The sequence below is a fragment of the Spirillospora sp. CA-108201 genome (assembly GCF_050936235.1).
Taxonomy (GTDB): domain Bacteria; phylum Actinomycetota; class Actinomycetes; order Streptosporangiales; family Streptosporangiaceae; genus Spirillospora.
In genome coordinates this window covers 902,696-917,604 of the sequence record NZ_JBNJNE010000001.1, presented here as the reverse complement: position 1 = coordinate 917,604, position 14,909 = coordinate 902,696, and the positions used below count along the sequence as shown (strand labels likewise).

General features: G+C 73.9%; 11 protein-coding genes and 1 pseudogene. 5 read left to right on the top strand and 7 right to left on the bottom strand.

Annotation, left to right across the window (positions count from 1 at the left end):
* Positions 1–48: 48 nt before the first annotated feature.
* From ACQEU6_RS04405 to ACQEU6_RS04380, 6 genes and pseudogenes are all read right to left on the bottom strand, one after another.
* Positions 49–711 carry a respiratory nitrate reductase subunit gamma gene (locus ACQEU6_RS04405; RefSeq protein WP_499329307.1) on the bottom strand — a complete coding sequence of 221 codons (663 nt, stop codon included), beginning with the start codon at positions 709–711 and terminating at the stop codon, positions 49–51.
* Positions 708–1,013: a hypothetical protein gene (locus tag ACQEU6_RS04400; protein WP_499329306.1), complete on the bottom strand. Its 306-nt coding sequence runs from the start codon at positions 1,011–1,013 to the stop codon at positions 708–710. Before ACQEU6_RS04400 ends, ACQEU6_RS04405 begins: the two co-directional genes overlap by 4 nt.
* Complete coding sequence (gene narH, locus ACQEU6_RS04395) at positions 1,010–2,728, bottom strand: nitrate reductase subunit beta (protein ID WP_499329305.1); 1,719 nt, start codon at positions 2,726–2,728, stop codon at positions 1,010–1,012. Before narH ends, ACQEU6_RS04400 begins: the two co-directional genes overlap by 4 nt.
* Positions 2,728–6,296, bottom strand: a pseudogene (locus ACQEU6_RS04390) (nitrate reductase subunit alpha). The gene narH and the pseudogene ACQEU6_RS04390 overlap by 1 nt, the downstream one beginning before the upstream one ends.
* Positions 6,297–6,309: 13 nt before the next feature.
* Positions 6,310–6,753 (bottom strand): hypothetical protein, encoded by a 444-nt coding sequence (locus tag ACQEU6_RS04385; RefSeq protein WP_499329304.1) that lies wholly within the window; start codon positions 6,751–6,753, stop codon positions 6,310–6,312.
* Positions 6,750–7,409: an MFS transporter gene (locus ACQEU6_RS04380; protein WP_499329303.1), complete on the bottom strand. Its 660-nt coding sequence runs from the start codon at positions 7,407–7,409 to the stop codon at positions 6,750–6,752. The genes ACQEU6_RS04385 and ACQEU6_RS04380 overlap by 4 nt, the downstream gene beginning before the upstream one ends.
* A 203-nt stretch (positions 7,410–7,612) precedes the next feature.
* Between ACQEU6_RS04380 and ACQEU6_RS04375 the strand changes: the two genes are divergently transcribed.
* Positions 7,613–10,480 carry an FAD-binding and (Fe-S)-binding domain-containing protein gene (locus ACQEU6_RS04375; RefSeq protein WP_499329302.1) on the top strand — a complete coding sequence of 956 codons (2,868 nt, stop codon included), beginning with the start codon at positions 7,613–7,615 and terminating at the stop codon, positions 10,478–10,480.
* Here the strand turns inward: ACQEU6_RS04375 and ACQEU6_RS04370 are convergent.
* A complete protein-coding gene (locus ACQEU6_RS04370; protein ID WP_499329301.1) occupies positions 10,477–11,265 on the bottom strand; it encodes an IclR family transcriptional regulator in 789 nt (262 codons plus the stop codon). The genes ACQEU6_RS04375 and ACQEU6_RS04370 overlap by 4 nt on opposite strands.
* Before the next feature lie 95 nt (positions 11,266–11,360).
* Here ACQEU6_RS04370 and ACQEU6_RS04365 point away from each other — a divergent pair, with 95 nt between their 5' ends.
* From ACQEU6_RS04365 to ACQEU6_RS04350, 4 genes are all read left to right on the top strand, one after another.
* Entirely contained in the window at positions 11,361–12,158 is a 798-nt protein-coding gene (locus ACQEU6_RS04365) for a 2-keto-4-pentenoate hydratase (RefSeq protein WP_499329300.1), read from the top strand.
* Positions 12,155–13,051, top strand: coding sequence for an acetaldehyde dehydrogenase (acetylating) (locus tag ACQEU6_RS04360; RefSeq protein ID WP_499329299.1), 897 nt, complete (start codon positions 12,155–12,157; stop codon positions 13,049–13,051). Before ACQEU6_RS04365 ends, ACQEU6_RS04360 begins: the two co-directional genes overlap by 4 nt.
* Entirely contained in the window at positions 13,048–14,079 is a 1,032-nt protein-coding gene (dmpG, locus tag ACQEU6_RS04355) for a 4-hydroxy-2-oxovalerate aldolase (RefSeq protein ID WP_499329298.1), read from the top strand. The genes ACQEU6_RS04360 and dmpG overlap by 4 nt, the downstream gene beginning before the upstream one ends.
* Before the next feature lie 238 nt (positions 14,080–14,317).
* Entirely contained in the window at positions 14,318–14,908 is a 591-nt protein-coding gene (locus ACQEU6_RS04350; protein WP_499329297.1) for a TetR/AcrR family transcriptional regulator, read from the top strand.
* The last annotated feature ends 1 nt before the right edge of the window (position 14,909 follow it).

Here is a 14,909-nt window from a genome sequence, read left to right as displayed (position 1 = left end):
CGGACGTTACCGCCGCCTCCGGCGGCGTCCGGCGGCGGCTCCCGGCTCTCAGGTGGCCCGCTCCCAGCCCCGGCGGGGGCGGTGCATGCCGAGCTGCTCGTCGCGGCTGCGGTAGACGATGTAGGGGCGGGTCAGGTAGCCGACGGGCGCGGTGAGCATGTGGACCAGCCGGGTGAACGGCCAGATGCCGAACAGCACCAGCGCGCTGACGGCGTGGAGCTGGGAAAGGATCGGCACGCCCGTCATCAGACCGGGGTCGGGCCGCAGGTAGAAGATCGACCGGAACCTGGGGGAGACGGTGTCCCGGTAGTCGTAGCCGCCTCCGACGATGTTCGCGACGACCATCGCCAGCCCCGACAGGGTGCAGAAGCCGGCGACGGTGCCGAGCAGCACGGCGACGGCGTGGTACACGCCCTCGGTCACGCCGACGGCCTCCGTCCAGCTCTCGGGGATCAGCAGCCCGCCGACGCGGCCGAGCGCCACGAGGATGATGCCGAAGTGGAACAGCGGGCTTCCGACGCGCAGCAGCCGCCGCTCGTAGAGCTGGGACGAGCGGGTCGTCCAGCCGAACTTGTCGTAGCGGTAGCGCCAGATGTGCCCGAGGACGAACACCGCCACGGCGACGTAGGGCAGCGCGACCCAGAGCAGGATGCCGGCGACGCCGGGATCGGCGCCGTTCCCGGCGGCGAGGACGGGCGGGTCACCGGTCATGATCGGGCTCCGAGGACGGGGTCGGGCAGGAAGACCGGCCCCATGGCGGTCGCGTCGGCGCCGTAGGGGGCGAGGCCGACCTCCTCCTCGGGCGGGCCTTCGGCGACGAGCCGGGCGACGGCGTCCTCGGTCCGCCCGGTCAGGGGTTCGGCGACGGACGGCGGCAGGGAGCCGGCGGCGCGGCGGAGCAGCGGGCGGCGGCCCATGAGCTCCTCGTCCGGGTAGCCGAGCAGGAGGGACGCCGCCTGCCAGGCCGTGGCCAGGTGGGCGTCGGCGAGCGCCGGCTTGGTCTTGCGTCTCATGGCTTGGGCTCCGTTTCGGACGGGCCGGAGCCGGCGGGCGGGTTCCGGTCCCCGCGCGCGGGGAACAGCCCCGCCGGGGCGCCCTTGCCGTCCCAGTTGAGCAGGTTGACGCGGTGCGCCTTGTCGGCCGGGTCGGCCGGATGGTCGGCGGTCTGCCGCTGCCTGAGCATGTGGAAGTTCTCCACCGCGATCGGGGGCGCACCGCCGGACGCCTCGCCGAACGGCCCGGAGCCCCCGCCGAGCCCGGAGCCGCCCATGCCCGGCCCGCCCTCGTAGTCCAGGGAGCAGGTGGTGGCGAGCTCCTCCAGGTGGTGGGCCTCCTCGGCGTGCGCGGTGGGGATGACGTACCGCTCGTCGTACCTGGCGAGCGCGAGCAGCCGGTACATGTCGTACATCGCCTCGCCGGTCATGCCGACGCCTTCCGGGACGGCCTCGTCGGGCTCGCGGCCGAGGTTGATGTCGCGCATGTAGGACCGCATCGCGGCCAGCCGGCGCAGCACCGCGTCCACCGGCGCGGTGTCGCCCGCGGTGAACAGCCCGGCGAGGTACTCCACCGGGATGCGCAGCGCCTCGATCGCGGCGAACAGGTTCCCGGCGCTCTCGGCGTCGTGCCCGGTGTCGCGGACGACGTCCACGACCGGCGACAGCGGCGGGATGTACCAGACCATCGGCATCGTCCGGTACTCCGGATGCAGCGGGAGCGCCACCCGGTAGGTGTTGACCAGCGCGTACACCGGGGACCGCTGCGCGGCCTCGATCCAGTCCTGCGGGATGCCCTCCCGCTCGGCCGCCGCGACGACGGCCGGGTCGTGCGGGTCCAGGACCACCTGCCGCTGCGCCTCGTACAGGTCCGTGTCCTCCGGCGCGGAGGCGGCCTCCAGCACCCTGTCGGCGTCGTAGAGCACAAGCCCGATGCAGCGCAGCCGCCCGACGCACGTCTCGGAGCCGACGGTGGGGATGCCGACCTCGACGCGGGGGAAGCAGAACGCGCACTTCTCGGCCTTGCCGGTGCGGTGGTTGAAGTAGACCTTCTTGTACGGGCAGCCGGACACGCACATCCGCCAGCCGCGGCAGCGGTCCTGGTCGACCAGCACGATGCCGTCCTCGGTGCGCTTGTAGATCGCGCCGGACGGGCAGGACGCCGCGCAGCTCGGGTTGAGGCAGTGCTCGCAGATCCGCGGCAGGTAGAACATGAAGGTCTTGTCGAACTCCAGCCTGACCCTGTCGGAGATCTCGGCGAGCAGCACGTCCCTGTCGCCGTGGTCGACCGAGCCGCCGAGGTCGTCGTCCCAGTTCGCCGACCACGACACCTTCATGTCCTCGCCGGTCAGCAGGGACTTGGGGCGGGCCACCGGGGTGTGCTCCTGGAGGGGCGCGTCGGTGAGCGTCTCGTAGTCGTAGGTCCAGGGCTCGTAGTAGTCGCCGATCCCGGGCAGCTTGGGGTTGGAGAAGATCGTCAGGAGCTTGCGCAGCCGCCCGCCGCCCTTGAGCGCCAGCCGCCCGCGCCGGTTCAGCGTCCACCCGCCGCGCCAGCGCTCCTGGTCCTCGTACCGGCGCGGGTACCCCTGGCCGGGGCGCGTCTCGACGTTGTTGAACCACACGTACTCCACGCCGCCGCGGTTGGTCCACGCCTGCTTGCAGGTGACCGAGCAGGTGTGGCACCCGATGCACTTGTCGAGGTTCATCACCATCGACATCTGCGCCATGACCCGCATCAGTACTGCACCTCCTGGGAGCGGCGGCGGATGACGGCCACCTCGTCGCGCTGGTTGCCGGTCGGGCCGAGGTAGTTGAAGGCGAACGACAGCTGCGCGTACCCGCCGATGAGATGGCTCGGCTTGATCAGCAGCCGGGTCAGCGAGTTGTGGATGCCGCCGCGCCGGCCCGAGGTCCGGCTGCGCGGGACGTCGATCAGCTTGTCCTGCGCGTGGTACATGTACACGGTGCCCTCGGGCATCCGGTGCGAGACGATCGCGCGGGCAACGACGACGCCGTTGCGGTGGACCGCCTCGATCCAGTCGTTGTCGCGCACCCCGATCTTCGCCGCGTCCGTCCCGCTCATCCAGATCACCGGGCCGCCGCGCGACAGCGACAGCATGAACAGGTTGTCCTGGTACTCGGAGTGGATCGACCACTTGTTGTGCGGGGTCAGGTACCGGACGGCCAGTCCGAGCTCGCCGGTCTCCCCCGGCCGCGGCTCGCCGAACAGCGCGGTCATGTCGAGCGGCGGCCGGAACACCGGGAGCTGCTCGCCGAGCTCGGCCATCCAGTCGTGGTCGAGGTAGAAGTGCTGCCGGCCGGTGAGGGTGTGCCAGGGCTTGTGCCGCTCCACGTTGATCGTGAACGGGGAGTAGCGGCGCCCGCCGCTCTCCGACCCCGACCACTCCGGCGAGGTGATCACCGGGACGGGACGGGCCTGGGTGTCGGCGAAGGTGATCCGCTCGCCCTCGTGCTCGGCGGCGAGGTCCGCGAGCCGCGTCCCGGTGCGCCGCTCCAGGGTGCGGAAGCCCTGCGCGGCCAGCCGGCCGTTCGTGGTGCCGGACAGCGCGAGGATCGCCTCGCAGGCGTGGACGTCCCGCTCAGCGACGGCCGCCCGTCGGCCGGGCCGCCGCGCGCCACGCCGTTGGCGTGCCGCAGGCGCTCGACCTCCTGCCGCAGGTCGAACGTGACGCCCTTGGCGGTCGCGCCGAGGGTCTCGGTGAGGGGCCCGAGCGCGGTCATCTTCGCCGCGACCGCCGGGTAGTCCCGCTCGACCGTCACGATCTTCGGCATCGTGACGCCGGGGACCGGCTCGCACTCTCCCTCGGCCCAGTCGGCGACGCGGCCGTGCGGGGTGGCCATCTCGTCCGGGGTGTCGTGCAGCAGGGGAACCGCGACGACGTCTCGGCGGACGCCCAGGTGCCGTTCGGCGAGCGCGCTGAACCGCTCGGCGATGTCCTGGAAGGCCCGCCAGTCGGTGCGGGTCTGCCACGGCGGCGCGATCGCCGGGTTGAAGGAGTGCACGTAGGGGTGCATGTCGGTGGTGTTCAGGTCGTGCTTCTCGTACCAGGTCGCCGCCGGGAAAACGATGTCGGAGTAGATCGTGGTGCTGGTCATCCGGAAGTCCAGGGACAGCAGCAGGTCGAGCTTCCCGGCCGGGGCCTCGTCCCTCCAGACGACCTCCTTCGGCCGGGCGTGCTCCGGCGTCTCCCGCGCGCGGACCGAGTGGTCGGCGCCGAGGAGGTGCTTGAGGAAGTACTCGTCGCCCTTGGCCGACGACCCGAGGAGGTTGGAGCGCCACACCGAGAGCACGCGCGGGAAGTTCTCCGGGGCGTCGGGGTCCTGGCAGGCGAACCGCAGCCGCCCGGCCTTCAGCTCGTCCACGACGTGGTCGGCGGCCGGCCTCCCCGCCGCCGGACGCGGCCGACAGCGTCCCCGCGTCGAACTGGTCGTAGCGGAACTGGTCGGTGTGCAGGTAGAAGAACGCGGTGCCGATCATCTGCCGGGGCGGGCGGGACCAGTCCAGCGCGCCCGCCAGCTGCGCCCACCCGGTCACCGGGCGGCACTTCTCCTGGCCGACGTCGTGCGCCCAGCCGCCGCCGTTGACGCCCTGGCAGCCGGTCAGCGTCGTCAGTGCCAGGAACGTCCGGTAGATGGTGTCGGAGTGGAACCAGTGGTTGGTGCCCGCCCCCATGATGATCATGGAGCGGCCGCGGGACTCCTCGGCGTTGGCGGCGAACTCCCGCCCGATCCGCTCGGCGGCCCGCGCCGGGACGCCGGTGATCCCCTCCTGCCAGGCCGGGGTTCCCGGCTCGGACGCGTCGCCGTACCCCGACGGCCAGGAGCCCGGCAGGCCGTCCCGTCCGACCCCGTACTGGGCGAGGAGCAGGTCGAAGACGGTCGTGACGAGGTGGCCGCCGACGGTCCGGGCGGGCACTCCCCTGCGCAGGGTGCCGGGCGAGCCGTCGGGGGCGTCGAACCGGGCCAGCTCCACCTCGACCCCGTCCCCGCCCTCGGCCGACAGCAGGGGGTCGGCGTCGCCCAGGTCCAGGTTCCACCGGCCCTCGCCGGACTCGCCGTAGCGGAAGCCGAGCGACCCGTTCGGGACCAGGGGGAGCCCGGTCGCCGCGTCCAGGACCACGGTCTTGAACGCGGCGTTCTCCGACTCCGCCTCCGCGCCCGGCAGGTCGGCCGCCGTGAGGAACTTGCCGGGGACGTGGGAGTCGCCGCGCCGTTCGAGCCGCACCAGGAACGGCAGGTCGCTGTAGCGCTTGACGTAGTCGGTGAAGTACGGCACGCGCCGGTCGACGAAGAACTCCTTGAGGACGACGTGGCCCATGGCCATCGCCAGGGCGCCGTCGGTGCCGGGCTGGGCGGCCAGCCACTCGTCGGCGAACTTGACGTTGTCGGCGTAGTCCGGGGAGACCGCCACGACCTTCTGGCCCCGGTACCGGGCCTCGGTCATCCAGTGCGCGTCCGGAGTCCGCGTCACCGGGAGGTTCGACCCCCACATGATCAGGTAGCCGGCGTCCCACCAGTCGCCCGACTCCGGGACGTCGGTCTGGTCGCCGAACACCTGCGGGGACGCCACCGGCAGGTCGGCGTACCAGTCGTAGAACGACAGCATCGTCCCGCCGATCAGGGACGTGAACCGGGCGCCGGACGCGTGCGAGACCATCGACATCGCCGGGATCGGGGAGAACCCGGCGATCCGGTCCGGGCCGTGCTCGGCGATCGTGTGGACGTGGGCGGCGGCGATCATCTCGGTCGCCTCGTCCCACGAGGCCCGCACCAGCCCGCCCCTCCCCCGCGCCCCCTTGTAGGCGCGGGCCCTCTCCGGGTCGGAGACGACGTCGCGCCACGCGGTCACCGGGTCGCCCGTGCGGACCCTGGCCTCCCGGTACATCTCCAGCAGGACGCCGCGCACGTACGGGTACCGCACGCGGGTCGGCGAGTAGGTGTACCAGGAGAACGACGCTCCGCGGGGGCAGCCGCGCGGCTCGTACTCCGGGCGGTCGGCCCCACCGACGGGTAGTCGGTCTGCTGCGCCTCCCAGGTGATGATGCCGTCCTTGACGTACACCTTCCACGAGCACGACCCGGTGCAGTTCACCCCGTGCGTGGAGCGCACGACCTTGTCGTGCGACCAGCGGTCCCGGTAGAACGCGTCCGCCTGCCGCCCGCCCTTCTTCGTCACGGTCCGCAGATCGGGTGAGACCCGAGCGCGGGTGAAGTACCTCCGCGTGCTCACCAGCGCGTCTTCCAGCGGGCCGTCCAGTCCGGGCCGGCCATCGGTCGGGCTCAAGGCTGCTTCCTTCCTATGCGGCTCGGCGGTCCAGCGCGGCGCGCCGGACGACCGTGGCGGTGAACAGCGCGGCGGCGGCTGCCACCAGCGCGAGGAGCACCAGTCCGGCGGCGTACGAGCCGCAGGCGCCGTAGACGAAGCCCATCACCAGCGGCGGGACGAACCCGCCGAGGCCGCCCGCGGCGCCGGCGGCCCCGGTGACGGCGCCGACCTCGCTCACCGGGGTGAGCTGGGCGACCAGCGCGAACGTCGCACCGCTCCCCGCGCCGACGCGGTCCGACAGCCACCCGCCGATCGGGCGCATCACGACGGCCAGCAGGACGAACCCCGCCGTCCGGTTCGCGGCGTCCGACTGCGACAGCCCGTACTGCGTCTTCAGGTACGTGGGCAGGTACACCGAGAACGCGACGTCGCCGCCGAACGCCACCGCGTACAGCGCCGACATCTGCCACGTCACGCCCATCCGGGCCGTCGCGACCAGCCGCTCGGCGCCGTGCGCCCGGGGGCCTCCCGCAGGACGAGCCACGCGGCCGCCGCGTACACGGCGAGCAGCACGGCCGTCACCACGAACGGGAACGCCATCCCGTACCTGTCGACCTCCTTGACGGTCGTCAGCGCGCTGATCGCCGTGCCGCCCATCCCGGCGCCGAAGATCCCGATCGCCAGCCCGCGCCGCCGGGGCGGGAACCAGGCGTTGACGAAGGGGACCCCCACCGCGAACGTCGTGCCGGCGATGCCGAGGAAGAACCCGCCCACCAGCAGCGACGCCAGCGAGGAGTGCCCCGCCAGGCCCAGATAGAGGACGGGCGCGATGGTGAACAGCGAGACCGCGGGGAACATCACCCGCCCGCCGAACCGGTCGGTCAGCGCGCCGACGGGGATGCGCCCCAGCGAGCCCACGACCACGGGCACGGCCACGAGCAGGGACTGCTCGAACGACGACAGGCCCAGGGAGTCCTTGAACCGCGGGCCCAGCGGGCTCAGCAGCGCCCACGCCCAGAAGTTCACCGCGAACCCGATCGTGGCCACCACCAGCATGACCATCGGCCGCCCGCCGCCGCCCGGCCCGGCCGCCGCGGGGCCCGTTTCCGCCGTCCGACGTGTCCCAGTCACCGTGCCCCTGCCTCCGACAGACCGATTCCGGTGAGTCCGGTGGGCCTTCCCTGAGCTCCTTGCGGAAAACCATGATCGGTTTCCGTCGCACCACCCTCGTCGAGGGCGGTGACGCGCGGTAGGGACCTTGGTCCCGACGAAAGCCCGCACGGGCGCGGGCTCCCGGCGGCGGGCGGCCCGCGCGATGACCTACCGTTGTCACCGTGACCGACCATCGTGAGCACGGCGAACTGGTGGAGGCGCTGAGGGCGGCCGGCGTCAGCGGGGTGGACGACTCGGCGCTCGCGCGGTCCCTGTACTCCTCGGACGCCTCCCTGTACCGGGTTCCGCCGCGGGTCGTGGTGACGCCCCGTGAGGCCGACGAGCTCCCGGCCGTGCTCGCGGTGTGCCGGGACGCCGGGGTGCCGCTCACGATGCGGGGCGCCGGGACGTCCATCGCGGGGAACGCGGTCGGACCCGGGGTCGTCGCCGACGTGAGCCGGCACCTGAACCGGGTCCTGGAGATCGACCCGGAGGCGGGGACGGCGCTGGTGGAGCCCGGCATCGTGCAGGCGGCCCTGCACCGGGCGGCGGCCGGGCACGGGCTCCGGTTCGGGCCCGACCCCTCCACCCGGACGCGCGCCACGCTCGGCGGGATGATCGGCAACAACGCGTGCGGGTCCCGGGCGCTCGGCTACGGGCGCACGAGCGACAACGTGCTCGGCCTCGATGTCGTCACCGGCTCCGGGGAGCGCCTGCGGCTCGGCGACGTGCCGGGGGCGCGGACCGGGAGCGTCCTGCTGGAGCGGCTGCGGGGGCTGGTCGGCGAGAACCTGGCCCTCGTGCGGACGGAGTTCGGGCGGTTCGGCCGCCAGGTCTCCGGATACTCGCTGGAGCACCTCCTGCCGGAGAAGGGGTTCGACGTCGCCCGCGCGCTGGTGGGAAGCGAGGGGACGCTCGCGCTGACCCTCGCGGCGCGGGTGCGGATGGTCCGGGAGCCCGCGCACCGGGCGCTGGCGGTCCTCGGGTACGGGTCGATGGCCGAGGCCGCCGACGCCGTCCCGGCGATCCTGCCTCACGGCCCGGTCGCGTGCGAGGGGCTGGACTCGCGGATCGTGAACGTCGTCCGGGAGCGGCGGGGCGCCGGCGCCGTGCCGCCGCTGCCGTCCGGATCCGGATGGCTGCTGGTGGAGCTGGCCGGGCCCGAGGCCGGGGCGCTGCGATCCGCGGCGCGGGAGGTCGTCGCCGCGTCCGGCTGCGCCGACTCGGCGCTCGTGGAGGACATGGCGCTGGCCGACGCGCTGTGGCGGATCCGCGAGGACGGCTCCGGGCTCGTCGCGCGCACGCCCGCCGGCGAGCAGGCGCACGCCGGTTGGGAGGACGCGGCCGTCCCGCCCGAGCGGCTCGGCGCGTACCTGCGGGAGTTCGAGGCGCTGCTGTCCGGTTACGAGCTGTTCGGCGTCCCGTACGGGCATTTCGGCGACGGGTGCATCCACGTCCGGATCGACTTCCCGTTCGGGCGGACCGGCGGGACGCGCGTCTTCCGGGACTTCCTGAACGACGCGGCCGCGCTGGCGGCCCGGCACGGCGGCACCATGTCCGGCGAGCACGGCGACGGGCGGGCCCGCGGAGAGCTGCTGCCGCACATGTACACGGCCGAGGCGCTGGCGCTGTGCTCGGCCGTCAAGGACGTCCTCGATCCGGACGACGTGCTCAATCCCGGCATCATCGTCCGCCCGGCGGCCGTGGACGCCGACCTGCGCGCCGTGCAGACGATCCCGCTGGACCGGGGCCTCGGTCTCGCCTACCGGGACGACCGCGGCGACCTGTCCCGGGCCGTGCACCGCTGCACCGGCGTGGGCAAGTGCCGCGCCGACAACACCGCGGCGGGCGGCGTGATGTGCCCGTCCTACCTGGCGACGCGGGAGGAGAAGGACTCCACGCGCGGGCGGGCCCGGGTCCTCCAGGAGGTCGTCAGCGGGAAGCTCGGCCCGGGCGGCTGGAGGTCCGAGGCCCTGCACGACGTCCTCGACCTGTGCCTGGCCTGCAAGGGCTGCGCGTCCGACTGCCCGACCGGCGTGGACATGGCCTCCTACAAGGCGGAGGCTCTGCACCGGCGGTACCGGGGGCGGATCCGGCCGCGCTCCCACTACGCGCTCGGCCGGCTCCCGCGCTGGACCCGGCTCGCCGCCCGCGCGCCTGCGGCGATCAGGGCGGCCAACGCGGTGATGCGGTCGCGCGCGCTGAAGCCGCTGCTCGCCTGGGCCGCGGGCATCGACGGGCGGCGCACGCTCCCCGCGCTCGCGCCCGTGACGTTCCGGCGCTGGTTCGCCTCGCACCGCAGCCCGCAGGGCCGCCACGGCGACGTCGTGCTGTTCGTGGACAGCTTCACCGACGCGTTCTCCCCGGAGGTGGGCCGGGCGACCGTGAGGGTGCTGGAGGACGCCGGCTACCGCGTCAGGGTGACCGAGCGCCCCGTGTGCTGCGGGATCACGTGGATCTCCACCGGGCAGCTGGACGGGGCGCGGGCGCAGGCGCGCCGCACCGTCCGCGCGCTGCTCCCCCACGTCCGGCGCGGCGCCAGGGTCGTCGGCATGGAACCGTCCTGCACCGGGGTGCTGCGGTCCGACGCCGAGGAGCTGCTGAGGGGCGTGGACGCGGCCGCCGCCCGCGAGGTCGCCGCCGCGACCCGCACCCTCGCCGAGCTGCTCGCCGAGACCCCGGACTGGACGCCGCCCGACCTGTCCGGCATCACCGGGATCGCGCAGCCGCACTGCCACCACCACGCCGTCATGGGCTGGGCGAAGGACGCCGACCTGCTGCGGAAGGCGGGCGCGGACGTCGAACGGCTCGGCGACTGCTGCGGGCTGGCCGGCAACTTCGGCGTCGAGAAGGGCCACCACGAGGTGTCGGTCGCCGTCGCCGAGCACCGGCTGCTCCCGGCCGTCCGCGCGGCCGGCGAGGACGCCGTGGTCCTGGCCGACGGGTTCAGCTGCCGCACGCAGCTGCGCGAGCTGGCGCGGCGCGACGGCGAGCACCTCGCCCAGCTCCTGGCCCGCCGCCTGCCGGAGCGCCGGGAGCCCGGCGCCTAGGGCCGGTCTCGAAGCGGGCCGCGACTGTGGAACGCCGCCTGGCCGCCCAGCGTGCGCGACAGGGTGAGCGCGGCGGTGTGGACGGCCGGGGCGACCGCGGCGAGCCGCATCCGGGTCGCCCAGCCCGACGCCGACAGCGCGCCGAGGACCACGCCGTCCGGGCCGAGCACCGGGCTGGCGGCGCAGACGATCCCGCGGCCGGACTCCTCCCGGTCGTAGGCGACGCCCTCTCGCCTGATCGTCTCCAGTTCCCGGGCGAGCAGCCCCGGCGCGGTCACGCTGCGCTCGCCGACCTTGACCAGCTCCGACTCCAGCACGCTCCTGACCACCTCCGGCGGGGAGAACGCGAGGATCGCCTTGCCCACCCCGGTCACGTGCGCGGGCAGGCGCCCGCCCACCTGCGAGGGCATCCGCGGCCCGCCGGAGGAGCCGAGGATCTCCACGTAGACGACCTCACCGCCCTCCAGCACCGCCAGATGGACGGTCTGCCGGGTCGCCTCCCGCAGGTCCGACATGTACGGGACCGCGGCGTCCCGCAGCACCCGCTGGCGCGGCACCCGCTGCCCGATCTCGAACAGCCGCAGCCCGAGCCGCACCCGCGGGCCCCGGCGCTCCAGCAGCCCGGCGTCCACCAGGTCGAGGGCGATCCGGTGCGCGGTCGACTTGGGCAGGCCGCTGCGGCGGGCCAGCTCGGCGGCGCCCAGCTCGTCGTCCTCCGGGCGGAACGCCGCCAGCACCGCGACGACGCGGTGCAGGAAGCTCTCGTCGGACGGAACGGGCGGCATGGAATCAGTGTCCCACCACGCGGGACGGCCGCGTTGCCCGCGGGGGGCCCGGCGGGAGAGGCTCGGCCTGCCCATACGAACGAAAGGACGGCCCCATGGACCCGGGTTCCGTGGAGAAGGCCGCGGCCGCGCTCCTCGACGCGTACGCCACCGGCACTCCCCTCTCGCCGCTGACGAAGGACCACCCCGACATGTCGGTGGCCGACGCCTACGCGGTCCAGCTCGCCCAGGTCGAGGCGTGGACGGCCGCCGGCGCGCGGATCAAGGGCCACAAGGTCGGCCTGACCTCGGCCGCGATGCAGCGCCAGATGGGCGTGGACCAGCCGGACTTCGGCGTGCTGCTGGACACGATGTTCCTGCCGGAGAGCGCCCCGATCGACACCGGCCGCTTCCTGCAGCCCCGGATCGAGCCGGAGGTCGCGTTCGTGCTGGGCCGCCCGCTGGCCGGTCCCGGCGCCACGACGGCGGACGCCGTCGCGGCCGTCGAGTACGTGCTGCCCGCGCTGGAGGTGATCGACTCCCGCATCGCGGACTGGAAGATCACCCTTCCGGACACGATCGCGGACAACGCCTCCAGCGGCGGCGTCGTGCTCGGCACCCGCCCGGTCCGGCTGGACGACCAGGACCTGTCGCTGATGGGCTGCCTGCTGCGCCGCGACGGCGACCTGATCGACACCGGCGCGGGCGGCGCGGTCCTCGGATCGCCGATCAACGCGCTGGTCTGGCTGGCCAACGTCCTCGGCGAGCGCGGCGTGAGCCTGGAGGCCGGGCACGTGGTACTGCCCGGCTCGATCACGGCGGCCGTGCCGGTCGCGCCGGGGCAGACGCTGACGGCGACGTTCGCCGGGATCGGTTCGGTGACCGCCCGGTTCGGAGAGGAGGAGCTCTCGTGAGCAGACTGACGGCCGCGATCGTCGGGCCGGGCAACATCGGCACCGACCTGCTGGTCAAGCTCCAGCGCAGCGAGCTGATCGACGTCCACTCGATGGTCGGGGTGGTGCCGGAGTCCGACGGCCTGGAGCGCGCCCGCAGGATGGGCGTCGAGGCGTCGGCGGAGGGCGTGGACTGGCTGCTGAAGCAGCCCACCCTGCCCGACCTGGTGTTCGAGGCGACGTCGGCGAAGGCGCACCTGGCCAACGCGCCCCGCTACGAGGAGGCGGGGATCACGGCGATCGACCTGACGCCGGCCGCGGCGGGGCCCCTGGTGTGCCCGCCGGTGAACCTGGCCTCGCTGTCGGACGCCCCCAACCTCAACATGATCACCTGCGGCGGGCAGGCCACGATCCCGATCGTGCACGCGGTGTCCTCGGTGGTGCCCGTGCCGTACGCCGAGATCGTCGCGTCGATCGCGTCCCGCTCGGCCGGGCCCGGCACCCGCGCGAACATCGACGAGTTCACCGAGACCACGGCCCGCGCGATCGAGCAGGTCGGCGGCGCCGGGCGGGGCAAGGCGATCATCATCCTCAACCCGGTGGACCCGCCGATGATCATGCGGGACACGGTGTTCTGCGCGATCCCGTCCGACGCCGACACCGCGGCCGTCGCCGAGTCGATCGAGAAGATGGTCGCGGAGGTCGCCGCCTACGTCCCCGGCTACACGCTGCGGGTCGAGCCGCAGTTCGACGAGCCCCGCGACATCTGGAACGGCATGGCCCGGGTCGCGGTGTTCCTGGAGGTCCGCGGCAACGGCGACCACCTGCCGCCCTGGGCCGGCAACCTCGACATCATGACCGCGGCCGCCGCCAGGGTCGGCGAGCAGCTCGCGCGCAGGAAGGCCTCCTCATGAGCGACGTCAACGAGAAGATCCGGATCACCGACTCCACGCTGCGGGACGGCAGCCACGCGATGGCGCACCGCTTCACCGAGGAGCAGGTCCGCGGCGTCGTGCACGCCCTGGACTCCGCCGGTGTCGAGGTCATCGAGGTCACCCACGGCGACGGTCTCGGCGGGTCGTCCTTCAACTACGGCTTCTCGCTGGAGGACGACGTCAAGCTCGTCGCCGCCGCCGTGGACGAGGCGACCCGGGCCAAGATCGCCGTCCTGCTGCTGCCGGGCCTCGGCACGGTCCACGACCTGAAGATGGCGCACGACGCGGGCGCGTCGGTCGCCCGGGTCGCCACGCACTGCACCGAGGCGGACGTGTCGCTGCAGCACTTCGCCGCCGCCCGCGACCTCGGCATGGAGACCGTCGGGTTCCTCATGCTGTCGCACCGGGTGGGCCCGGAGGAGCTGGCGCGGCAGGCCCGGATCATGGTGGACGGCGGTGCGCAGTGCGTCTACGTCGTCGACTCCGCCGGCGCCCTCGTCCTCGGCGAGGCGCAGGAGCGGATCAGCGCGCTGGTCAAGGAGATCGGCCACGAGGCGCAGGTCGGCTTCCACGGCCACCAGAACCTCTCCCTCGGCGTCGCCAACTCCGTCCTGGCGCAGCAGAACGGCGCCCGGCAGATCGACGGCGCGCTGTGCGCGCTCGGCGCGGGGGCGGGCAACTCCCCCACCGAGGTGCTGGTCGCGACGTTCGAGCGACTCGGCGTCCCGACGGGCGTGGACGTGCAGGGCGCGCTGGCGGCGGCGGACGACGTGGTGAAGCCGTTCCTGCACCGGCTGCCGTTCGCCGACCGCGGCGCGATCACGCAGGGGTACGCGGGCGTGTACTCCAGCTTCCTGCTGCACGCCGAGCGGGCCGCCGAGCGCTACGGCGTCCCGGCGCACGAGATCCTGCAGAAGGTCGGCGAGGCCGGCTACGTGGGCGGCCAGGAGGACATGATCATCGACGTGGCGCTCCAGCTCGCCGCCGAGCGCGACCGCGCGTCATAGCGCGAGGGGGCCCACAAGGAGGCTTCGGTCCAGACGTCCAGGAGGGCGCGGGGGTCGTCGTAGACGGCCGCCGCGCCGGCCTCCTCCAGCTCGGCGCGGCGGCCGACCGGCGAGCACGACACGGTGCGCATCCCCCGGTCCCGGTCCCGGTCGGCCGGGAGGCCCTACCCCGTCCGCCCCGGGGACCCCCGACGATCTCCACGGTTGCAGGGTGCAAGCGTTGGGATAGCGTGGCGTGATGACCCACGAGGAGCCCCGCGCGTCGACACCCCGCGGCCTGGCACGCCGGGAGCAGCTCGTGGTGATCGGTCTCGACCTGCTCGCCGAGGGCGGCTGGGCCGCGCTCACGGCCCGGGCCGTCGCGGACCGGGCCCGGATCCGGCCCGGACTGCTCCACCACTACTTCAACGGGCTGCCGGGCCTGCACGTCGCGGTCGCGCAGCGGGCCAGCGAGACGATCGTCGACCCGGTGGTGGACGCGCTGGTCGCCGCGCCCGACACGGCGGCCGCGCTGCGGGCGCTGCGCGAGCGCGTCCTCGCCATGCTCGCCGGCGAGCGCAACCTCCGGCTGGCCGCCGAACTGCTGGTCCGGGCGCTGCGCGACCCGCGGATGGGCGCCGAGCGGCGGGACTGGTCGCGGGAGGCGCGGGCCCGCGTCGCCGCGCGGCTGGAGCACCTGCGCCCCGGCTGGCCCGCCGAGCGCCGCGAGGGCACCGCGATGCTCTTCACTGCGGTGCTGGACGGCCTGCTGCTCCAGCTGATCCTCGATCCCGACCTGCCGGCCGACCCCGCCCTGCACGCGACCGAGGCCCTGGTCGCCGACCGCTGAC